At 60.4% G+C, this 22,789-nt stretch carries 18 protein-coding genes; 6 read left to right on the forward strand and 12 right to left on the reverse strand.

Annotation, left to right across the window (positions count from 1 at the left end; genetic code table 11):
* Nucleotides 1-148: 148 nt before the first annotated feature.
* Complete coding sequence (gene gcvA / locus BLW01_RS06120) at nt 149-1,078, reverse strand: transcriptional regulator GcvA (protein ID WP_092568630.1); 930 nt, start codon at nt 1,076-1,078, stop codon at nt 149-151.
* Nucleotides 1,079-1,202: 124 nt separating this feature from the next.
* Here gcvA and amaB point away from each other — a divergent pair, with 124 nt between their 5' ends.
* The 4 genes from amaB (at nt 1,203) to amaA (ending at nt 5,862) form a co-directional block, all read left to right on the forward strand.
* Nucleotides 1,203-2,696 (forward strand): L-piperidine-6-carboxylate dehydrogenase, encoded by a 1,494-nt coding sequence (gene amaB, locus BLW01_RS06125; RefSeq protein ID WP_092568631.1) that lies wholly within the window; start codon nt 1,203-1,205, stop codon nt 2,694-2,696.
* A gap of 77 nt (nt 2,697-2,773) precedes the next feature.
* Nucleotides 2,774-4,225, forward strand: coding sequence for a sodium-dependent transporter (locus BLW01_RS06130; RefSeq protein WP_092568632.1), 1,452 nt, complete (start codon nt 2,774-2,776; stop codon nt 4,223-4,225).
* Nucleotides 4,222-4,524, forward strand: a complete 303-nt coding sequence (locus BLW01_RS06135) for a DUF8026 family protein (RefSeq protein ID WP_092568633.1) — start codon at nt 4,222-4,224, stop codon at nt 4,522-4,524. The genes BLW01_RS06130 and BLW01_RS06135 overlap by 4 nt, the downstream gene beginning before the upstream one ends.
* A 57-nt stretch (nt 4,525-4,581) precedes the next feature.
* Entirely contained in the window at nt 4,582-5,862 is a 1,281-nt protein-coding gene (gene amaA, locus BLW01_RS06140) for an L-pipecolate oxidase (protein WP_092568634.1), read from the forward strand.
* A 231-nt stretch (nt 5,863-6,093) separates the two neighbouring features.
* On the opposite strand, the gene BLW01_RS06145 is transcribed toward amaA, so the two are convergent.
* The 3 genes from BLW01_RS06145 to BLW01_RS06155 form a co-directional block, all read right to left on the reverse strand.
* Nucleotides 6,094-7,305 (reverse strand): DcaP family trimeric outer membrane transporter, encoded by a 1,212-nt coding sequence (locus tag BLW01_RS06145; protein WP_092568635.1) that lies wholly within the window; start codon nt 7,303-7,305, stop codon nt 6,094-6,096.
* 46 nt (nt 7,306-7,351) lie between these two features.
* Nucleotides 7,352-8,623 carry an Nramp family divalent metal transporter gene (locus tag BLW01_RS06150; protein ID WP_092568636.1) on the reverse strand — a complete coding sequence of 424 codons (1,272 nt, stop codon included), beginning with the start codon at nt 8,621-8,623 and terminating at the stop codon, nt 7,352-7,354.
* Nucleotides 8,624-8,742: 119 nt separating this feature from the next.
* Complete coding sequence (locus BLW01_RS06155; protein ID WP_092568637.1) at nt 8,743-9,660, reverse strand: dihydrodipicolinate synthase family protein; 918 nt, start codon at nt 9,658-9,660, stop codon at nt 8,743-8,745.
* Between the two features lie 217 nt (nt 9,661-9,877).
* Here BLW01_RS06155 and BLW01_RS06160 point away from each other — a divergent pair, with 217 nt between their 5' ends.
* Nucleotides 9,878-10,933, forward strand: coding sequence for a LacI family DNA-binding transcriptional regulator (locus BLW01_RS06160; protein ID WP_092568638.1), 1,056 nt, complete (start codon nt 9,878-9,880; stop codon nt 10,931-10,933).
* Nucleotides 10,934-11,207: 274 nt separating this feature from the next.
* On the opposite strand, the gene BLW01_RS06165 is transcribed toward BLW01_RS06160, so the two are convergent.
* The 8 genes from BLW01_RS06165 to BLW01_RS06200 form a co-directional block, all read right to left on the reverse strand.
* Nucleotides 11,208-11,759 (reverse strand): gamma-glutamylcyclotransferase, encoded by a 552-nt coding sequence (locus BLW01_RS06165; protein WP_092568639.1) that lies wholly within the window; start codon nt 11,757-11,759, stop codon nt 11,208-11,210.
* A 91-nt stretch (nt 11,760-11,850) separates the two neighbouring features.
* Nucleotides 11,851-12,672, reverse strand: a complete 822-nt coding sequence (locus BLW01_RS06170; protein WP_092568640.1) for a peptidylprolyl isomerase — start codon at nt 12,670-12,672, stop codon at nt 11,851-11,853.
* A 217-nt stretch (nt 12,673-12,889) separates the two neighbouring features.
* Nucleotides 12,890-13,573 (reverse strand): respiratory nitrate reductase subunit gamma, encoded by a 684-nt coding sequence (narI, locus tag BLW01_RS06175; RefSeq protein ID WP_092568641.1) that lies wholly within the window; start codon nt 13,571-13,573, stop codon nt 12,890-12,892.
* 13 nt (nt 13,574-13,586) lie between these two features.
* The gene (narJ, locus tag BLW01_RS06180; protein WP_229806428.1) at nt 13,587-14,360 is read right to left on the reverse strand and encodes a nitrate reductase molybdenum cofactor assembly chaperone; all 774 of its coding nucleotides are present in this window, start codon (nt 14,358-14,360) and stop codon (nt 13,587-13,589) included.
* Nucleotides 14,353-15,918, reverse strand: a complete 1,566-nt coding sequence (gene narH / locus BLW01_RS06185; protein WP_092568642.1) for a nitrate reductase subunit beta — start codon at nt 15,916-15,918, stop codon at nt 14,353-14,355. Before narH ends, narJ begins: the two co-directional genes overlap by 8 nt.
* The gene (locus BLW01_RS06190) at nt 15,915-19,682 is read right to left on the reverse strand and encodes a nitrate reductase subunit alpha (RefSeq protein WP_092568643.1); all 3,768 of its coding nucleotides are present in this window, start codon (nt 19,680-19,682) and stop codon (nt 15,915-15,917) included. The genes narH and BLW01_RS06190 overlap by 4 nt, the downstream gene beginning before the upstream one ends.
* A 170-nt stretch (nt 19,683-19,852) precedes the next feature.
* The gene (locus BLW01_RS06195) at nt 19,853-20,455 is read right to left on the reverse strand and encodes a glutathione S-transferase N-terminal domain-containing protein (RefSeq protein ID WP_092568644.1); all 603 of its coding nucleotides are present in this window, start codon (nt 20,453-20,455) and stop codon (nt 19,853-19,855) included.
* The gene (locus BLW01_RS06200; protein ID WP_229806429.1) at nt 20,455-21,618 is read right to left on the reverse strand and encodes a YbfB/YjiJ family MFS transporter; all 1,164 of its coding nucleotides are present in this window, start codon (nt 21,616-21,618) and stop codon (nt 20,455-20,457) included. Before BLW01_RS06200 ends, BLW01_RS06195 begins: the two co-directional genes overlap by 1 nt.
* A gap of 203 nt (nt 21,619-21,821) precedes the next feature.
* Here BLW01_RS06200 and BLW01_RS06205 point away from each other — a divergent pair, with 203 nt between their 5' ends.
* Complete coding sequence (locus BLW01_RS06205; protein WP_092568646.1) at nt 21,822-22,685, forward strand: LysR family transcriptional regulator; 864 nt, start codon at nt 21,822-21,824, stop codon at nt 22,683-22,685.
* Nucleotides 22,686-22,789: the final 104 nt, after the last annotated feature.

Below are 22,789 nucleotides of genomic sequence, written 5' to 3' on the forward strand. Positions count from 1 at the left end.
GACACGATCAAAGCAGACCCCAAGGGCGGCTTCAAACGAAAAAAACTTGGCAAAGCATTCCAAAAAATAATGAACTACCAGAGCACCCGAGCCCTCCTATCGAGAAGGCATCGCCACAATGAAGCCACCCCGATTCAGTATCATGAGCTCAAGGCATGGACTGGCTGGTGTGCTGATCGAGGGTGATCGGTTTATCCCGATACTCGAGTATCCAATCGATGAAGCCCTTGACCTTGCCGACATCGCCCTTGTGCTCCGGATAGGCCAGATAGTAGGCGTTGTGACTGATCAACGAGAACTCCCAGGGAATCACCAGTTGCCCCGCCCCGAGTTCTTCTTCGGCCAGGAAACGCGGTACCAATGTGACACCACAGCCGGCCCGTGCCGCCTGCAGGGCCATGTAGAACGTATCGAAGCGCGGGCCATGGTAACTATGGGGCGTGTAACAACCCTGGGCCTCGAACCAGTCATGCCAGACTTCAGGGCGTGTCGCGCTTTGCAACAGCACCAGTTGCGTCAGATCCAGCGGATCATGGATGCCTTCCGCGGGCAGGACATGCGGTGAACACACCGCCACCACTTCTTCGTCGAGCAGCTTGATGCACTCGGCTTTCGGCCAGGCACCATGACCGAAGAAGAAGGCGACATCGACGCGCTCCTCCTCGAGATCGAACGGTTCCACCCGATTGCTGATATTCAGATAGATATTGGGGTGGCGAAAACGAAACCCGTTGAGCCTGGGTACCAGCCATCGCGAACCGAAGGTCGGAAGCGTAGTGACATGCAATACCTCGCTCTGCCCTCCGTATGACTGCATATAACGCGTCGACATCTCGACCTGCGACAGTATCTTGCGGACTTCCGTCAGGTATAGCGACCCCTCAGGTGTCACCTGGAGACGCTTGCGCACACGGCGAAACAGCGGATGTTCCAGAATCGACTCGAGTTGAGCGACCTGCTTGCTGACGGCGCTCTGGGTCAGGTTCAGTTCGTCTGCCGCACGGGTGAAACTCAAGTGGCGTGCCGACGCCTCGAAGCATTGCATGGCAGTGAAGGTAGGTAGATGGCGACGACTCATGCTGACACCCTTTTCACGAAAAAATGGAATGACGTCTGTATAAAACGTCGTTTGAGCCAGGTCAATTGCCGCGGCAATACTGCGGATGGTTTGTATCCATCCTGTGTCAGCAGTAGGAGGAAGAATGATCGACACTGTCATGCAGCGCCTCGGCGTGGCCGAGTCCCTATACCGGGACGGCGACTATCCCGTGACCTCCCCCTCCGATGGGGCCGAGATCGGTCGGGTCCGGCTGGAGGACGGAAAGGCGGTAGACGCTCGCATTGCCCGCGCCCGGCAGGCGTTCGAGCAGTGGAGCCGGGTTCCCGCCCCCCGACGCGGTGAGTTGGTGAGGCTGTTCGGCGAGCAACTGCGTCGCCACAAGGAGGATCTCGGCACGCTGGTCACCCTGGAGTGCGGCAAGATCTACCAGGAAGGTCTTGGCGAAGTGCAGGAAATGATCGATATCTGCGATCTCGCCGTTGGTCAGTCGCGTCAGCTCTATGGCCTGACCATCGCCTCGGAGCGGCCCGGCCACCACATGCGTGAAAGCTGGCATCCGCTGGGGCCGATCGGCCTGATTACCGCCTTCAACTTCCCGGTGGCGCCCTGGGCCTGGAATGCCGCTCTGGCCCTGGTATGTGGCAATAGCCTGCTGTGGAAACCCTCCGAGAAGACCCCATTGACCGCGCTGGCCTGCCAGGCCCTGCTCGAGCGTGCCATGGCCGAGTTCGGCGACGAGGCCCCACAGGACCTCAGCCAGGTCATCATCGGTGATCGCGAGGCCGGCGAGCGCCTGACCGATGATCCCAGCGTGCCACTGATCAGTGCCACCGGCAGCACGCGAATGGGGCGCGAAGTCGCACCGCGCGTCGCCGCCCGTTTCGGCCGCAGCATCCTGGAACTCGGCGGCAACAACGGCATGATCCTGGCCCCCAGTGCCGATCTGGACATGGCCGTGCGCGCCATCCTGTTCTCCGCCGTCGGTACCGCCGGCCAGCGCTGCACCACGCTGCGCCGTCTGATCGTCCATGAATCCATCCGCGATAATGTCCTCGAACGGCTGAAGAAAGCCTATACGGGCATCAGCATCGGCGATCCGATGGAAGGCAACCTGGTCGGTCCGCTGATCGATTCCCAGGCCTATGACCAGATGCAATCCGTGCTGGACAGGGCTCGCCGGCAAGGCGCCACGGTATTCGGTGGAGAGCGCCAGCTGGCTGACGCTTACCCCAATGCCTATTACGTCAGCCCTGCCATCGTCGAGGTCGAGCATCAGGACGAACTGGTCAAGAACGAGACCTTCGCCCCGATCCTCTACGTCATGAGCTACCGCGACTTCGATGAAGCGATGACATTGCACAACGATGTCCCACAAGGACTGTCGTCGTGCATTTTCACCAGCGACGTGCGAGAGGCCGAAACCTTCATCTCCGATCAGGGCAGCGACTGTGGTATTGCCAACGTCAACATCGGCCCCAGCGGCGCCGAGATCGGCGGAGCCTTCGGCGGCGAAAAGGAGACCGGCGGCGGTCGTGAATCCGGATCGGATATCTGGAAGAGCTACATGCGCCGACAAACCAACACCGTCAATTACTCCCGCGAACTGCCGCTGGCACAAGGCATCAAGTTCGACTGATCACGACCATCGCCATGTCGGTCTCGAGACATGGCGGTAAGTGGGCAGGCATTCCAACAACGGTTTTGGAGTCAACGATGACAACAACAATCTCGAGAGAACAATGGGGTAGCCGCTTCGGCTACCTGATGGCCGTGGTCGGTGCCATGGTCGGTGCCGGCAATATCTGGCGCATGCCCTATGTCACGGGTGAAAACGGGGGCGGGGCGTTCCTGATCGCTTATTTCCTGCTGCTCTACCTGATCGCCGTGCCCGGTCTGATGGGCGAGACAAGTCTCGGCCGCCATACCCGACAAGGCCTGCTCGGCACCTTCCGCAAGCTCTACGGCAACAATCGCTTCGTCGGTCTGGGGCTGGTGATCCTGATCTTCAATATCGTGCTGATGTCGTACTATTCATCGATCGTCGGCTGGTCTATCTACTATGCCTTTCATGCCCTGATCGGCACGTTCACGCAAACCGAGTTCGACACGGCCGTACTCTGGCAGAACTTCAGTGGCAACACCGCCTTGAACGTCGGCATGCACAGCATCGCCATGCTGATGGTCACCGGTATCCTACTGCTTGGAATCAAGGGCGGCATTGAACGTCTGGCCAAATGGATGATGCCGATCCTGACGATCGCCTTAATCGCCATCGCCATCCGGGGCCTGACCTTGCCGGGCGCCATGGCCGGTCTGGAGTTCAGCTTCTCGCCGAATTGGGAATACCTCGCACGGGGCGAGACCTGGCTGGCGGCATTGGGGCAAGCCCTGTTCTCCACCGGCCTCGGCTGGGGCATTGCCCTGACCTACGGCAGTTACCTGGGACGCAACGACGATATTCCCCTCGGTGGCGGCATCTTCACGGCCATCGGCAATACCAGTTTCGGGCTGCTGGCCATCTTCGCCGTTTTCCCCATCGTTTTCGCCTTCGGCATCTCGCCGACCTCGGGCGCCGAACTGGCCTTCGTGGCCCTGGCCAGTGCCTTCGGCAGCATGACAGGCGGCTATCTCTGGGCGCTATTGTTCTTCATGGGTTTCTTCTTCGCCAACCTGACCACCGCCATTGCCATTACGGAAGTCGGTGTCACGACGTATCGGGAAGAGAAGTCCACCGGGCGCAGCAAGGCCGTGCTGACCATCTGCGGAATCATCTGGTTGCTCGGAATCCCCAGCGCCATGAATGCCGATATCCTTGGCTATCTGGACTTCGTCGTCGGCAACTGGGGACTGCCCCTGGCCACCTTCATCATCATGATCGCCATCGGCTGGAAGTTCGATGCCAGCCGCCTGCGGGTGCTGAGCCTCAACCGGGGGGCCGATCTCTACATACCCAAGCTATGGGAACCCATCGTCCGCTTCCAGATTCCCGCCATCATGCTGGGAATCATGGCTTATTTTCTCTACAGCAATCTTAGCCAGACCCCCTGGAAAACCGTCAGTGGCCTTGCACTGCTGACGCTGTTGATTCCGCTTTGCATGTGGATCATGAGCCGTCGTCGTGACACATCCTATGCCACTACGCCTTCCGGAGGTCAGCCATCATGAGTCTTTCCGCCATCATCGTCATGACCGCATCCATCATCGCCCTGTGGGGTGTCGCCACCGTCGCCTTGAGCTATTCATTGCGACAAGAGGAGCGCAAACTGGCACTGATCCAGTCTCAGGGTGATTTTGAACCGCTGTCCCCACGGGCACAACGCGACCTGGAGACGTGGCTTGCCCGTCATCCGGAGGAAGAACCGGCCAGAGAAGTGCGGGAACTGATCGAGCTTCAGCAACAAGCCATGCAGCATAACCCACAACGTTTCTATGACTGGTCGACTATCGACGAGGCTCGTCAATAACGACAAGACCCATCGACCAATGTGCGATCAGTATCAACCAGTCTAGCGGGAGGCATCATGCAGGAACGCTGCCTATGGTATGCCACGTCACCCGAGCCACCATTGAGCCTCGAGGCCCTGGAAGGCGATCACCGTGCCGATGTTGCCGTCATTGGTGGCGGTATCACAGGGCTGAGCACCGCGCTTCATCTTGCCGAAGCCGGTATCAGCGTCTCCCTCATCGAGGCGGGGGACATCCCCAATGGTGGATCCGGACGCAATGTCGGCCTCGTCAACGCCGGGCTGTGGATCCCCCCGGACGACATCGCAGAGACCCTGGGGGAGGTCGACGGCGAGCGCGTCAATGCGACACTCGGTGCTGCGCCTACCGAGGTATTTTCGCTTATCGAACGGCATCGCATCGATTGCCATGCCACCCGTACCGGAACGCTACATCTGGCCCACAATGGCAAGGGGGAGCAGGAACTGGCACGACGCGCGGCACAGTTTCAGCACCGAGGCACCCCGGTGGAGTTACTCGAAGGCGAGTCATGCTGGCGTCGTCTTGGCTCGCAACGAATCAACAGGGCCCTCCTCGACCATCGGGCCGGCACGCTGAATCCTGCGGCCTATACCCGTGGGTTGGCACGGGCGGCTCACACCAATGGTGCACGACTCTATACCCACAGTGCCGCCACGGGAATGGAACGCGCAGGTGATGGCTGGCGCGTTACCACGGATCGCGGCAGTATCGCGGCGTCGCGGCTGGTACTGGCCACGAACGCCTATACCGAGGACCAGTGGAACCACGTACGCCACCACTTCTTTGCCGGCCATTTCTACCAAGTGGCTTCCGAACCACTTTCCGACACCCAGGCTGAAGACATCCTTCCCGATCGTCAGGGAGCCTGGGATACGCGTATGGTCTTGAGCAGCATTCGCCGTGATGCCGACGGCCGATTGATACTGGGAAGCCTGGGCAAAGGGGATAGCAAACCCGCCTCATTCCTGCGCTGCTGGGCCGATCGCATACAGCAGTATTATTTTCCCCAACTCGATACCGTCAACTGGGAATGCGCCTGGACCGGGCGAATCGCTTTCACGCCCGATCATACCCTGCGGCTGTTCGAACCGGCGCCAGGTATCCTGGCGGTCACCGGATACAATGGCCGCGGCATTACCACCGGCACCGTCGTCGGTAGAGGGTTCGCTCACTATCTCATGCACGATGACGACAGCCTGTTGCCATTGCCAATACGCCCGGCCTCCCCGGTCCGGGCAGCTGCGCTATGGCGTTCCGCCTATGAAAGTGGATTTACGCTCTACCATGCAGGCCAGTGTCTCCGACTAATCGCGTGATACGGCATGACGGGAATGGGAGAACCCCGTGACGATCCACCAACAGGAGTTGGATCCGTCCCGGGGTTGGGACCTATAGCCAGTCCCTCTTTTGGCCAAGATGGTCATGCTATCCATGCAGGCTCGCGACCAGTCTAGGTGACCGGCACAATAGCGTTGTGTTTTGAGTTTGAGATCCCCCTTAACCTCAATATCTCAAGCTCAGGATGGTTCCCTCATCGATACAGCGACTCAGAATTCATAAATAACGCTGCCCTGAATCCGGTTGACGCTGCCGTCCCGGTGATCAACGGTTTCTCGCACGGCGTGCGCCAACTCAACGCCGTAGGTGACGTTCTCGGTCGGATTCCAGAGATAGTTTATGTGAATCAACTCGTGCACCCCATCGTAGGCGTCGACGAATCCGCCGGAGTTATCGGTGTCGACCAGAGATACGCCATCGCGCTCGGCGTCGTCCCAATCCGCTTCGACCCGAGAATAGGAGACGTTGAACGTGCCCGGCCCCATGTCTTGACTGATGCCGAGCGTGCCGCCCCAAGTGGGTATGGTCTCAAGGTCGTTGCCAACACGATACGCTGCCGGTGCCGGATTGACCTTCATATAGGCACCGATACCGTCACCACCGGTCAGCTGGCCGCGAATCGTGGTGGACTGAGTAAGCGCGTAACTCCCGGCCGCGAAAACTCCCCAGCCGATCGCAGAATCTTTCTCTCCGCCGGAATCGAAAGCCACCTCTCGCACCAGCGCCGCTGTGGCCCATTTCGCCGCTCCGGCTCCGGACTCATAGCGCAATGTGAGATCGGGCAGACCATCCTTACGGTCGACGTCGGTACCGGCAATGGACTTGCCTCCATTGACCGCGCTGTATCCCCCATCGAAAGAATCGCCCGACATGACGCCACTGGGGTCTTCCAACGCGATATGGAAATCTCCCAGTGAGTAGCGTAACTGCGCCTGTCGAAGAAAAGCATCACGACCAGCGGGCCCGGTAAAGTCGAGTGTTGGCGTGGTACTAATAAAGGTATGAAAGTTACTCCAGGTCTGACCGGCGGTGATACCATTCCAGGATCCATACGCTTGGCGTAGGCGGAAGTCGCCGAAAAAGAAATCCCCTTCAATGTTGGTAATCAGGTCGCCTCGCTCGGTTGGCGTGGTGGTACGAAAACCGATCCGGGACTCACCAGCGCTCAAGTTCGAGTGACCACTGGTGCTCGACTGTCCATCGACGGCGATCTTATCGAAATTGACGCTATCTCCCAGCCCATCGCTGTTGCCTGATTTCACATCACCCGTGTCGTACATGATATCGAGCTTGGCATAGCCGTAGATCGATACGTTGGTGCCCTGTACATCGAAGTCGATGGCTTGCACCGAAGCGCTCGATGACAGTAGAGCAGCACCTAGAATGAAAGGTGAGTGGCGACGCAAAATGCGATTTTGCATATTGAAGTCTCCATGACTGTTATTGGAATTGGAATCGTATTTCGACTCAGCCGAAGAGTTTGAGAACGAGCCGGAAAGAGATAGCAAAGATGGCAACCAGCCCCAGGAGTGCGAACAGGGTCTGCCACGGGCCGTTCTTGAGATCGCCCATAACGTCGCGACGCTGCGTCAGCAGGAAAAGGATGATGCCGAGGAACGGTGCCACCAGAACGGTCAACGCCTGAGCGATGATGATCAACTCGATGGGAGACCCCTTGGACACCACGGTTACCGCCGCGCCCCAACCCAGCACTCCGTAAACAAGCAGTTTGACTCGCCAGGTCGAGAGACTACTGTTCCAGCCCAACGCGTCCGCCAGTAGTGTTCCCCCCGCCGAGGCATTGGCCGCCATCGAGGAGAAAGCCGCGGCAAAAAAGCCCAGACCGAACAGGATCGAACCTAGCCGACCAGCGAGCGGCTCGAGGACGCTTGCCAACTGCGGGAAGGTGGTCGCAACGGTACCGGTCGAGTTGAGCACAGCGGAAGCCACGATGATGATCAGCATCGCCATGAAGGCAGTCGCCACATTGCCCGGCAGGGTGTCCATCAACGTGATGGCGCGATACTGTTCCCGCTTGAGCTGCCTCTCATGGATGGCGTAACCGGTATAGAAAGCCGAGTTGATCGAAAAATTGGTCCCGATGAGCGCAATCAGTAATACGCCGGCCTCGGCAGGAATCTTCGGTACCAGCCCCTTGGCAGCGGCCACCCAGTTAGGATCGCTGAGAATCGTCGAGGCGAGAAAGCCGACCGACATCAACCCGATCAGGGCCACCAGCAGTCGCTCCATCACCTTGTAGGTGTTACGCATAGCGATGAGAAGTCCCACTGCGACGGTGCAAGCGATCGTCCAGCCGACCACCGAACCTCCCAGTAGCAGGCTCAACGCCAGACCTGAACCCACTGCATTGCCGACGGCGAACATTAACGTGATCGCGAACACGCCGAACCCCGCCATCACACCGACCGCCCGGCCCAGTTTCTGTTTGGTCACGGCGACGACTGAGTCGCCTGAAGCCAGCCCAAGACGAACCGCCATGTCGTTGAAAACGAACATGAGCACTGCCGACACAATAATCACCCAGAGCAGCACGTAGCCGTATTGGCTACCGGCCTGGACGGCGGATGTTAGTGCACCCGGGCCAAAGCGCCAGGCACCAGCCACAAATGCAGGCCCCATGAGGGCGAGCATTTGTGGAACCGACAGAGAAAACCGGGACCGACTGAGTGTCGTCGACGATACCAGCGATTCGGAGTCCCGCTTAGTGTCTGTGTTCATCACGCGCTCCTGATAGCTCTTTTTATAGGAATAGGGAATGGATGAGTCTGGCGAGACGGTGATGCACTTGTGGCATCACCGAGGGAGCCGATCTCTGAGCGACAACCAGCCAAACGCGATCAGACCAATTTCGCTTGATGCATGGCGTCGGCGATCTGTTTGTCCGCGCCTTCGGCGAGAGGACGTAGTGGTGCACGCACGGTAGCGTTATCGAGAATACCCCGAGCGACAAGCGCCCACTTGAGGGCCACGGTTCCTTCCATGTGGGAGCCGCGGTGGTAAACGTTTTTGGTTACTGGCAGCAGACGATCGTGCAATTCGCGCGCCTTGGCGTAATCCTGAGCCTTGCCGGCCTTGATCATCTCAATCAGCGGTTCCGGCGCGATACCACCATAACCGACCAATGCACCATCGACGTCGAACATGGTGTGCAGCAGATATTCATCGTGACACGTCAGGATTTGCAGTTCTGGATACTCAGCACGAATCACAGGGATTTCGGTGTCCCAACGCTTCATGTTCCGCACGCCGTTCTTCATGGCGAAGACGCCCGGCTGCGATACGATATCGAGCTGAGTCTGGAGATTGTAGGTCGCCTTGGTGTTATCCGGATACTGGAACAAGATCAGCGGCAAGCCGCTTTCTTCGTGGATGCGACGGTAGCGCTCCTGGGGGGCGCCTTCCTGGTAGCCGAAACGCAGCCAGCCGTGAGACGGATAGACCAGGCCCGCGGTAGCGCCTGCCTTAACCGCTCGCTTCGCCTCTTCGGCGGCAACGTAATCGCCTTCGCGTGTGATTCCGGCGATGATCGGGACCTCACCCTTGACCGACTCGACGAAAGCTTCAATGACCCGTGTCTGTTCATCGGACGTCAGGAAAGTGCCTTCCCCGGCATGACCCAAAACAACCAGCCCTTTGACACCGTCAATGCCCCCTAGCCAGGAACCAAGTTTCTTGATGCCGGCATAGTCGATTTCGCCATCGCGGGTGAAGGGGGTAACCGGTGCGGGTGTCAGACCTCTGAGATCGAGAGACATGGGGAATCCTCTTTTGCGCATATGTGATAACGTTACTGGGAACGTTTGCAAATGGTTCCACCAAACCTTCTGCTCTCAAAGTCGACGTTAGTCTAAAAATGTCGAAAAACGTCGTGAGGAACGAATTCCCTGCGCGGTGTCCCCATTGTCGACACCTTGCTTATAAGATCGCGCCCGAATCGCTAGAATCGTTCATGCTGGCATCGGTGAACAAAAGATGCTGAAACTCGAACTCGCTGAACACTTCGCCTCATGGACAAGTACACTGATGAATGACAAACCGATAACCCTGCATGACGTTGCCAAGGCAGCTGGTGTAAGCACGTCGACCGTTTCTCGTGTTCTTGACGAACGGCTGCCGCCTTCCAAGAGCCCCGCAGCCCAGCGGGTCAGGCAGGCCGCAGAAGAGCTCGGCTACAAGCGAGACATACTCGCTTCCAGCCTGCGTCGTGGCGGCACCGGTACTATCGGCGTACTGGTACCTCGATTGAGCGACACCGTCATGGCTCTCATCTATGAGGCAATTTCCCGAGCCGCTCAGGAGCGTCACTATTTCACTATTGTGGCGACCTGCGGCGACGATCCTGAGAGTGAACGCCAAGCCGCCGAGTCACTGCTGAATCGACGTGTAGACGGATTGATCCTGGCCACCAGTCGGCTCGACGATCAGCTACCCTCGCGACTGCGCGATCAGGGAGTGCAGCACTCCCTAGTGTTGCGCACCGATGGCACCAGCCCCTCGTCGCTGGGCGATGATACCCAAGGCGGATATCTCGCTACCCGACATCTGCTCGACCTCGGTCACCGCGATATCGGACTGGTCGCCGGGCCAAGCTTCACTTCCACGGCACGGGATCGCCAGGAGGGGTTTCGCCGCGCGATGCAAGAGGCGGGCATCCCCGTGCGCGAGGCTTGGGTGGTGGAATCTGGCTTCGGTATTGAATCGGGAGAGACGGCTGGTTTTGACATTCTCTCCCAACACGAGCAGCCCTCGGCGATCTTCGCGGTCAATGACAATCTCGCAATCGGCGTCATGGCCGCCGCACACCGCCTCGACATCGACATCGGTGCATCGCTCTCACTAGTTGGCTACAACGACATTCCACTGGCAGGCCGGCTTCCAATTCCGCTAACCTCGGTTCATATCCCTTTTGATTACATCGCTCAACAGGCGATAGAACTACTGTTAAGGGAGCAGCCCGCAGGATCGTCCTGTATCAGGCGCGCTATGCCCAGCTTGATTCCACGGGCCTCGTCGGTGAGATATCGCTGAGCCTTCTAACAGGTGGAGCCACTAAGTTACGTCCGACCACACCTCGTTTCCTCGCCACGGGATTTCGCAACCCAGTAAGAACAGCATCCCGGTCAATGCCATCCGATCATGAATGGGGTACAGGCTGCCTCACCACCCCAATCAGGGCAGCCTCGCTATGGCGTTCCGCCTATGAAAGTGGATTCACGCTCTACCATGCAGGCCAGTGTCTGAGGCTGATCGCATGAGACTGAGCCTCGCCCCGTATCCGTCAACATCGAATGCCGCCATCGGCTTACACGGGTCGAGGGTCATCGGCGATACGGGCTTCCAGGGTTTCCGCCAGCGTGAAGACGTGAACATCCTCGACACCCATGGCGCGTAGCGCATCGGCGAGATTCAGCAGGTAATCGCTGTTGGGGCCGCTCGGGCCATGGGAATCCGCAATGTGCCGGGCCATGGCATCGTACGATGCCGCGCCCAGGAAGGCGGGGTTGGCGTCGGTGGCGATATAGACCAGGCCCTCGGCCTGCTCACCATCCGTAAAGTGCAACGGCGTAACCTCGCGGAGATAGCCGTTCTTTTCGCGCACATCCAGCGGGCCCAGCGTCTCGGCCGAGATACGGTAGGCCATGCCATGGCATACGGCACCGGGCTCGCGTATCAGGGTAACGACACGCCCCGGTGATTCGGGTGTACCGCGATGATCATGAGAGCCCTGCCAGAAACGACGCGTCCAACCATGGATATATGCCGGCCGCCGCTCGTGGTAAGGGAAATCCGCCTTCCAGATCAGCGACCCATAGCCGAATACCCAGACATCGTTTTCATTTGCGACGTCGTGCATTGCGTGACTGCTCCATTACTGGGGCATCTGTGATAATCGATCACGCAATATGCCAGAAAACGACGGTGGGCGGAAAGCGCAACACGCCGTCTCACTGCATCAGCATGCCGCCGGCATCGTCATCGAGTGAAACGCCTTCGACGCCGATATCCGCTTCAAGCGCCAGCAGATAATGACGCAGGGCGCGCCGGGTCGCTTGCTCGCGGAGTGTATGACGCACATGAACGGCCACCGATTCATAGGTCAGCAATTCTCCCTCGATGCGTTCATCGATACTGACGACATGCCAGCCATAGCGTGATGCCAGCGGGCGACTGTGCAACCCCTCGGGCAGATGCTGCAAGGCACGATCCAGTTCACCGACCGTCTGTCCCGGCACCAGCCAGCCAAGTTCACCGCCTTCATCCTTTGAGGGACAAGCCGAATGGCGCTGGGCCAGTTCGGTGAACCGTTCAGGCGCCTCATGCAGCGACCGGATCAACGCTTCACCCTGCCGGTAGCCGGCGTCCCGTGCTTCGGCATCATCCGGCGCCGCCGCCAGCAGGATATGGCGGACGCGCAGTTGCGTGGGTTCGCTGAAGCGCTCGGGATGCGAGCGATAGAAGCGGTGGCAATCCGCTTCGGAGGGCTCGGGGACGTCCAGCTCCCGGTCCAGCAAGGCGGCGATCGCCGTGTCCTCGTCATCGATACGGTCATCGGGCAAGTCAGTCCCCCTCAGGGCCTCGATGCGCTGGCGCAGCAGTTCGCGCACCACCAGGGCGCGCGCCGCCTTGAACTGGGCACTGCCGGCGGAATCCGCCGGGTGATACTGCATCTCACGAGCGATGGCGTCCTCCCCGATGGTGGCCTCGCCGACCCGGATGGGCGGTGGCGTGGCACCGCCAGGAATCTGTTCTATCTCGATCATTTGCATGGTCAACTCCTGGTCCCGTGCAGCAGACTATTCTATTTAGACTCGCGGTACCGCTCGGGGCTACCCCGTCGACAAGCCTGCGAGGAGGCGCTGTGAACCCCTCCCTGGGCGCTACCTTCACCATCCATGGTGAAGGACCTCCTCTTCGGCTTGCCCCCGGTGGGCCGGCCCCGCTCGTAGGCCTGTCGCCGGGAAAGCCCGAGTCCCTGCCACATTCTCAGCCCCGCTTACGTACCAGTTGGTAGCGCCGGGTCACATACCCCAACGGGGCACTCCACACATGCACCAGACGCGTAAAGGGAAACAGCAGGATGATGGTCAACCCCAGGAAGATATGGAGCTTGTAGATCCACGACACCTCGGTCATGTAATCCGCGGCTCCCCCGCCGAAGAACACGATGGCCTGCGCCCAGGACGCCAGCGTCAGCATCATCTCACCGTCGAGATGCCCCAGGGAGAAGAACACCGTCACCAGCCCCAGCCCTGCCTGGAAGACCAGGATCGCCAGAATCAGGGTGTCCATGAAGCCTGACGAGGCACGGACCCTCGGGTTGAACAGGCGGCGGTACAACAACATGGCGCCTCCCACGATACACAACACGCCGGCAATCCCACCGATGACGATCGCCAGAATCTGCTTGGTTCCCGGCGACAGGAAAGGGGCATAGACCCAATGGGGCGTCAGCATGCCGAACAAGTGGCCGAAGAAGATCACGATGATACCGATATGGAAGAGGTTGCTGGCCAGCCGCATGTGCTTCGAGGACAGCATCTGGCTGGAGCCGGTTTTCCAGGTGTACTGGCCATGATCGAAACGCAACAGACTACCGACCAGGAAGACGGTGCCGGCCAGATAGGGGTAGTAACCATAGATCAGGTGTTGCAGATACTCGGCAAACATGGGGTGTCTCCCATCAATGAGTGGCCGTGGACGATGCATCCCCGCCGGGCGGCATGATATGCACGGCCTGACTGGGTACGTCGCGCTTGCGCTCCGCCAGCCGCCGTCCTTCGGCGGACTGCAGGGCGCAATCCTGGTCGGATTCGGCGGAAAACCGCACCGCCTCTTCCTCCCAGACAGCGTCCAGCGCCTCGGGGGTATGGTCGGGAGTCTCCTCCTGCACCTCGGGGCGGTGGGCATCGATATCCCACTCCGCTCCAATCAATGCCAACAAGGCGATGATCAGCCGGGCATAGCCGGTATCGCGCTCGTCCAGGCGCGCGGCCAGCAGCGCCAGGATATGGCGGATCTCGCCCAGCCAGCGACCGATCTCGTTCTCCGGGCGCGTCGACAGGTATTCCAGGAACAACGGCAGGTAATCCGGCAACTCATGGGCGTCGAGTTCAAACCCGGCGGCGCTGTACTCGGCCATCAGATCGACCATCGCCTGGCCGCGGTCGCGGGATTCGCCGTGTACATGTTCGAACAGCAGCAGCGATGTACTACGACCGCGATCGAACAGCGCCACGTAGTCGGCCTGCCAGTCCAGCAGGTCCGCCGTGCCCAGCCGCCGGCACCAGTCGATGAGCGCGGTACGCAATGACTCCGCCCAACGCCGTTCCGACCCGAGAATGTCGATCATCTCGGGCATGGCCTCCTGCAACTCGTCGGTGGGGTAATCGAGGAGCCGCGCCAGCACGCGCAGACTGAGCATGCCGCGAATCCGGGGACGGTTCATCTCATCCATGACGCGCCTCCCCGTCTTCGGCACGTGGGTCGTAGACATCGACGGGCTGGACCAGTGTCGTGGTCTGGCTGCGCCCACCAAAGAGGCTGGTGGCACTGTCGCCACCGTGGCAACCGTCACCGAAACTGAAACCGCAGCCGCCGCGCTCGGGGAAGGCATCGGTGGCCAGTTCACGGTGGCTGGTGGGAATCACGAAGCGATCCTCGTAGTTGGCGATGGCCAGGTAACGATACATCGCCTCCACCTGCGCTTCGCTCAAGCCCACTTGCGCCAGCACATCGGTGTCGGCGTCACCCTCTACATGCTTGCCACGCATGTAGACCCGCATCGCCATGAGACGCTTGAGCGCCAGTACCACCGGAGCTTCCTCGCCGGCCGTGAGCATGTTGGCCAGATAACGCACCGGGATACGCAGCGACTCGATCTTCGGCAGGACACCGTCGTACTCGACATGACCGGCCTCGGCGGCGGATTGGATCGGCGACAAAGGCGGTACGTACCACACCATCGGCAGGGTGCGATATTCGGGGTGCAACGGCAGCGCCAACCCCCAGTCCATGGCCAGCTTGTAGACCGGGCTGGCCTGGGCGGCGGCAATCACGTTCTCCTCGATGCCGTCTTCTCTTGCCTGGGCGATCACTTCGGGATCGTTGGGATCGAGAAAGATGTCGCGCTGGCGATGATAGAGATCCTGCTCATCGGGTGACGCAGCCACTTCCTCGATACGGTCGGCATCATAGAGCAGTACGCCGAGATAGCGGATGCGACCCACACAGGTTTCCGAGCAGATGGTCGGCTGGCCCGACTCGATACGCGGATAGCAGAAGATGCACTTCTCGGATTTGCCGGTCTTCCAGTTATAGTAGATCTTCTTGTAGGGGCAGCCGGAGATGCACATCCGCCAGCCACGGCACTTGTCCTGATCGATCAGGACGATGCCGTCTTCTTCGCGCTTGTAGATCGCTCCACTCGGGCAGCTCGCCACGCAGGTCGGATTCAGGCAGTGCTCGCACAGCCGTGGCAGGTACATCATGAAGGTGTTCTCGAACTGGCCGTAGATATCGGCTTGTATCTGCTCGAAATTCGAGTCCTTGCGGCGTTTGGCGAACTCGGTGCCGAGAATCTCCTCCCAGTTGGGGCCCCACTCGATCTTGTTCATGCGCTGTCCGGAGATCAGCGAACGCGGCCGCGCCGTGGGCTGGTGCTCGCCCTGCCTGGCGGTGTGCAGGTGCTCGTAGTCGAAGGTGAACGGCTCGTAGTAGTCGTCGATCTCCGGCAGGTCCGGGTTGGCGAAGATGTTCGCCAGCACCCGCCACTTGCCGCCGATGCGCGGCTCGATCCGGCCATCCTTGCGCCGCAGCCAGCCGCCCTTCCACTTCTGCTGATTCTCCCACTCCTTGGGATAGCCGATGCCTGGCTTGGTCTCGACGTTATTGAACCAGGCGTACTCCATGCCTTCACGACTGGTCCAGACGTTCTTGCAGGTCACCGAGCAGGTGTGACACCCGATGCATTTGTCCAGATTGAGGACCATGCCTACCTGGGAACGAATCTTCATTTGACGGCCTCCTGCTCGTAGTCATTGCCCTCGCCATCCAGCCAGTCGATATGCCGCATCTTGCGCACGATGACGAATTCGTCGCGATTGGAGCCGACGGTGCCGTAGTAATTGAAGCTGTAGGCCAACTGCGCGTAACCGCCGATCATGTGAGTCGGCTTGGGGCACACCCGGGTCACCGAGTTGTGAATGCCACCCCGGGTACCGGTGATCTCGGAGCCCGGCATGTTCAGAATCCGCTCCTGAGCGTGGTACATCATCACCATGCCGTTCTTGACCCGCTGACTGACCACCGCACGAGCCGCGATGGCGCCGTTGGCGTTGTAGAGCTCGATCCAGTCGTTGTCCTCGACACCGATGGAGCGGGCATCCTCCTCGGAGAGCCACACGATCGGGCCGCCCCGGGACAGGGTCTGCATCAGTTGATTGTCGCTGTAGGTGGAGTGAATCCCCCATTTCTGATGCGGCGTGATCCAGTTGAGCGCGATTTCCGGATTGCCGTTACCCTTGGGCGCGGCGATGCTGGCCACTGCCTTGGTATCGATCGGGGGTCGATAGACCAGCAGACTCTCACCGAAAGCGCGCATCCAGGGGTGATCCTGATAGAACTGCTGACGACCGCTTACGGTGCGCCACGGAATCAGCTCGTGGACGTTGGTATAGCCGGCGTTGTAGGAGACATGCTCATCCTCGAGACCGGACCATGTCGGACTGGAGATGATCTTGCGCGGCTGGGCGACGATATCGCGGAAGCGGATCTTCTCCTCTTCCTTGGGATGCGCGAGATGTGCGTGCTCGCGGCCGGTGATCGTCGATAGCGCCCCCCAGGCCTTCACCGCCACCTGGCCGTTGGTTTCCGGCGCCAGGGTGAGAATTGTTTCCGCCGCATCGATGGCGCTCTCGATGCACGGGCGTCCCTTGGCCGGCCCCTCGGTCTTGCGGTAGTTGAGCTTGCCGAGCAGTTCGACTTCCTTGTCCGTATTCCAGCTGATGCCCTTGCCGCCATTGCCGAGTCGCTCCAGGGCCGGTCCCAACGAGGTGAAACGCTCGTAGGTGGCCGGGTAATCGCGCTGGATCTCGATGAGGTTGGGCATCGTCTTGCCCGGTACTGGTTCGCACTCGCCCTTCTTCCAGTCCTTGACCTCGACCTGGGCCAGTTCGGCGGGGGAGTCGTGCTGGTGTGGCAGGGTGACCAGATCGGTCTCCACGCCGAGATGCCCCTGACAGACGTTGGAGAAGGCCCTGGCGATCCCCTTGTAGATATCCCAGTCGCTACGTGACTCCCAGGCCGGGTCGGTGGCCGCGGTCAGCGGATGGATGAAGGGGTGCATATCGGAGGTATTGAGGTCGTCCTTCTCGTACCAGGTCGCCGTCGGCAGCACGACATCCGAATACAGGCACGTGGTGGACATGCGGAAATCCAGGGTCACCAGGAGGTCGAGTTTGCCCTCGGGAGCCGTCTCATGCCATTCGACCTCTTCGGGCTTCTGTCGGCCATCTTCGCCGAGATCCTTGCCCTGGATGCCGTGACGCGTCCCCAGCAGGTACTTGAGCATGTACTCATGGCCCTTTCCGGAGCTGCCCAGCAGGTTGGAACGCCAGATGAACAGATTACGGGGAAAGTTCCGGGGGTTGTCCGGATCCTCGGCGGCAAATCGCAGGTCGCCACACTTGAGTTGATCGACGACATAATCGGCAGTGGACATGCCGGCACTCTTGGCCGCTTCCGCCAGGCGCAGCGGGTTGGTATCGAGCTGCGGCGCGGAAGGCAGCCAGCCCATGCGCTCGGCGCGCACGTTGAAGTCTATCAGGCTGCCCTGGTAATCGGCCGGGTTGGCCAGCGGCGAGAGGATCTCCTTGATCTCGAGCTTCTCGTAGCGCCACTGCGAGGAATGGTTGTAGAAGAAGGAAGTGGAGTTCATGTGCCGCGGCGGGCGGGTCCAGTCCAGGCCGAAGGCCAGCGGCAGCCAGCCGGTCTGCGGGCGCAGCTTCTCCTGTCCCACGTAGTGGGCCCAGCCGCCGCCACTCTGGCCGATACAGCCGCACATGACCAGCATGTTGATCAGGCCGCGGTAGTTCATGTCCATGTGGTACCAGTGGTTCATGCCGGCACCGACGATAATCATGCTACGTCCGCGGGTCTTGTGAGCATTGTCGGCGAACTCACGCGCGATGCGAGCACATTGTTCGGCGGGCACACCGGTGATCTTTTCCTGCCAGGCCGGGGTATAGGGTTTGACCTGGTCGTAGGCGGTGGCGCCGTCATCCTCGCCAAGCCCACGATCGATGCCGTAGTTGGCGCACATCAGATCGAAGACGGTCACCGCCAGCACCTCGCTGCCATCAGCCTTCTTGAGGCGCTTGACCGGCAGGCTGTGGAACAGCAGCTCGTCGCTGGCCCCGTCGTTCTCCACATGGGCGAAGTGTTGGTGCTTGAGTCCACCGAAGTAGGGGAAAGCCACCTTCGCTATCGTGTCGTGTTGCTCGACGAACGACAGCAGCGGCCTGATCTCGGTGCCATCGGCATCCAGAGGTTCGAGATTCCACTTGCCCTGGTTGCCTTCCTGCTCGCCCCAGCGAAAGCCGATGGAGCCGCGCGGCACGACCAGTTGATCGCGGGTTTCGTCCCACGCCAGCGTCTTCCACTCGGGGTTGTTATCCTGGCCCAGATTGTCGGCGAAGTCGCTGGCCCGTAGCTGGCGGCCGGGTGCATAGCTGCCGTCCTCGCGGTATTCCAGCTCGACCAGACACGGCATGTCGGTGTAGCGGCGCACATAGTCGGTGAAGTAGGCACTGGGCTTGTCGAGGTGGAACTCCTTGAGGATGACGTGACCCATGGCGATACCCAGGGCGGCGTCGGTGCCCTGCTTGGCGGAGAGCCATTCGTCGGTGAGCTTGGAGACCTCGGCATAATCAGGCGTGATCGATACCGTCTTGGTGCCCTTGTAGCGCACTTCGGTGAAGAAGTGAGCGTCCGGCGTGCGGGTCTGGGGTACGTTGGAGCCCCAGGCGATGATGTAGCCGGAATTGTACCAATCGGCGGATTCCGGCACGTCGGTCTGCTCGCCCCAGGTCATCGGCGAGGCCGGCGGTAAATCGCAGTACCAGTCGTAGAAGCTCATGCACACGCCGCCGATCAGTGACAGATAGCGACTTCCGGCGGCATAGCTGACCATCGACATGGCAGGGATCGGCGAGAAACCGATGATGCGGTCCGGGCCATACTGCTTGGCGGTATAGACGTTCGACGCCGCGACCAGTTCGTTGAGTTCGTCCCAGCCGGCCCGCACGAAGCCGCCCATGCCGCGGGCGCGCTTGTACTGCCTGGTCTTCTCCGGATCCTCGACGATCGAGGCCCAGGCCTCGACCGGGTCGCCATGCGTCTCGAGGGCATCGCGCCATAGCGTGAGCAGAGGCTTGCGGATCAGTGGATACTTGAGACGATTGGCGCTGTAGATGTACCAGGAGTAGCTGGCCCCGCGCGGGCACCCCCGCGGCTCGTGGTTGGGCAGGTCGGGCCGGGTGCGCGGGTAGTCGGTCTGCTGGGTCTCCCAGGTGACCAGGCCGTTCTTGACGTAGATTTTCCAACTGCATGAGCCGGTACAGTTCACCCCATGGGTGGAGCGTACGACCTTGTCGTGCTGCCAGCGTTGGCGATAACCGTCCTCCCAGCCACGCGCTTCTTCACGCATTTCACCGTGTTCATTGGCGAAAGGCTCACGGGCTCTGCGGAAGAAATTCAGCCGGTCGATGAAGTGACTCATGGTCGCTCTCCAGACTCCTCATCAAATAGGTGACCGCTTGGTGCGGCTTCTGCATGAGGATTCTGGGGGATCGACCGGTGAATGGCTGCCCGGTTACCTCCATATACCCGGGGTCTACCTACAAGGAGGTAGCTGCCAGTATCACGAGGGCCAAGGGCGCCTATACCCCCTCACATGAACGCCGTCCGTTGGAAGCTTTCCCGGCGCGCCACATGGTCGCGCCACTCGCGAAGCTGGGAGCGAGACCGTGACCAATCGAGGTCCGGAAGGCGAAACGACAGGTAATCGAGTGCCACGGTCACGACGATTTCACCCAGTGCGGTGGCAACGGGTAAGGCGGTGTCATTCACCTCCCGCTCGAGTTGGTCGAGGGTGCGCTCGATGGCGCGCCGCCGCCTCCGGCCCAAGACTGTGTCATCCGCTTCCTTGCCCTGATGTTTGCGGGCGATTACCGTCGTGAAGGCAGCATCCATCAAGCCCTGTCCCAATCCCGCCAGATGCAGTGTCTCGCTCAGCCTGGATGGTGGCAGCAAGGAGTCACCGTTACCGACGCTATCCAGGTATTGAGCAATCAACGACGATTCACTCAAGGTGACTCCCTCATCGGTTACCAGTGCCGGAACCCGCCCAACAGGATTGACGGCCAGCAGTGGGGCGTCATCAGCCCAAGGATCGCAACAGCGCAGGGTGACGGCATGCGAAAGACCTTTCTCCAGCACGACGATTCGCACCACGCGTGCATAGGGTGAGGTGGCATTCAGAAAGAGTTCCATCAGTGTCTCCGGGGCAATGGGGAAGGTCGAACCTTGCGTTCTTGCACGCTCCGGCTCAGCAACACGAGAACCAGGCCACAGGCCAGCGTACAGCCGCCGATAGCGAATAGTGAAAGATACGAGCCCAGCGCATCGTACAGTGCGGACATGCCATAGCCGGCGATGGCCTGTGCTGCGGCGAACGCCGCCGTGGCCCGGCCCCAAAGACGCTTATGAGCGGCCGGGCCGACCAGCTCCGCCAGTCTTCCCGACGTCAGTGCCACGATGCCGGGGATCATGGCACCAACGACGAATGAGGATATCGAGCGGCTTGCAATGGCTATGGAGGCCAGCGGCATGGCGACTGCCACTGCCTTGGCGAGGAAGGCCAGAGCCAGGCCGTTATGCCAGCCCAAACGCCGTGCCAGGCAAGCGGCTATCAGCGGCCCACATACCGCCCCGATGCCGAACATGGCCCATTGCAGAGAAGCGGCATGGGTGCCTAACCCTTGCTCACGCGCCAGGTAATCGACCCAGAATACGGTATGGGGAACGAACCCCACGGCATCCAGGGCATACGCCACGATCACCAGCAATACGACCAGCGCCGGCCCTGCCCGGGGCCGAGCTTGTCCCGCTTCACCTGCAGGAGCCACCGGCCCCGCCGGCAACGCGACTAGCCCCCGGTCACAGACGATACCCGCCACCAGCGAGAGCAACCCCAAGGCCAGCCAGGTCACCGTCAGGCTGACTTCCAGGAGGACCGGCACCAGCGTGGCTGAAAGCAGGGCGCCCAGGCCGATGCCGGTAAAGACCAGGGCACCGACGCTCGTCCGACGCGCAGCGGGAGTCACCGACAGCGCCAGCGAGGGGCCGACGACCATGAGGACGGCACCGGCAAGCCCCGAGACCAACCGCCAGAGGAAGAACCATGCGAAGCTGGCCGGGCTTGCACAGAACAAGAAGCTCAGCGCAATTCCCGCAAAGCTCACGCCAATCACGCTACGCGCGGGGAAACGTTCAGAAAGCGCATGACCCGACAAGGCACCAAGCAAGTAGCCGAGCAGGTTGGCCGCCCCCAGATAGGCCGCCTGACTGGTGCTGAACCATTCCTGCTGGATCAACGCGGGCAACAATGGGGTGTAGGCAAAACGGGCCACACCGATACCGGCAAGCGTGGCCATGATTCCAGTAAGTAATGCGGGCAAATCCCTGACGTTCGTCATGCGATGCAGCGCTATACCTCCAGGGCAAGTTCGGACGTTGTCCTGCCAGTACGACCTGACATAACCACAGGTTACGCAACTCGAACATTTCGTTGGAAACGATTTATAGTGATATTGGTTATCTCTTATCGAGATGAATCATCTGACAACCGGGATGAATCATGCAATTGAAATCGTTACGCCTGTTCATGGCAGTGGCAGATACCGGTAGTTTCATGGCCGCTGCTGACCGCCTGCACACGGTGCAGTCGAATGTGACCGCCCATATCAAGAAGCTCGAAGAGGAACTGGGTGCGCAACTCATTCATCGCAACGGCCGTACCCGCCCGACGACAGCCGGCCTGGCTCTGGTGGAGTACGCCGCACGAATACTGACGGCTCACGATGAAGCCCTGGCCCTGTTCAAGGGGAATGAGACAGCATGCGGACGATTGCGCATCGGCGCGATGGAAACCACCACCGCACTAAGGCTGCCGCCACTGTTGACCGCCTTCCACGCGCACCATCCCGAGGTCGACATCCAGTTGCAAACCGGGCCGACCGCCGACCTGGTGACACGGCTCCTGGAGGGACACGTGGACTGCATCTTCGTCGCTGGCCAGGTGGAACATCCCCGTCTTCATGGGCTGAAGGCATTCAGTGAGCAACTGGTACTGGTCGGTCCCGAGCCGCTCGACGATATGCCGACGACTCAACAATTTCTGGCATCAACGTTCCTCGCCTTCCGCCAGGGGTGTAGTTACCGCCAACGCATCGAGTTGCTGCTTTCCTCTTATGGAGTCTCGGCCGTCCGGATGTTCGAGTTCGGCAGCCTGGACGCCATGCTGGGCTGCGTGTCGGCCGGGATGGGATACACCGTGCTGCCGCGAGCCACCGTAGAAGCGCACCAGTATCGCTTCGACATCCACTATCTGGAACTCCCCCCATCCATCGCTGAAATCGATACCTACTTCGTGGCCGCCAAACCCGAGACCTGGACACCGGCGCTGTCCCGTTTTGCCGACACCCTGCCGCTGGCGTTGTGATGGCGCCCCCGAGTCACCACGTACTGAGGTTCGCCATCCCCTATCTTTGAGCGTGCAGCCTCCACCTACTAGGGTATAATCAGCCGGTACAGCCCTCGAGGCCG

This window comes from Aidingimonas halophila, from assembly GCF_900106955.1.
In the GTDB taxonomy this organism is placed as follows: Bacteria; Pseudomonadota; Gammaproteobacteria; order Pseudomonadales; family Halomonadaceae; genus Aidingimonas; species Aidingimonas halophila.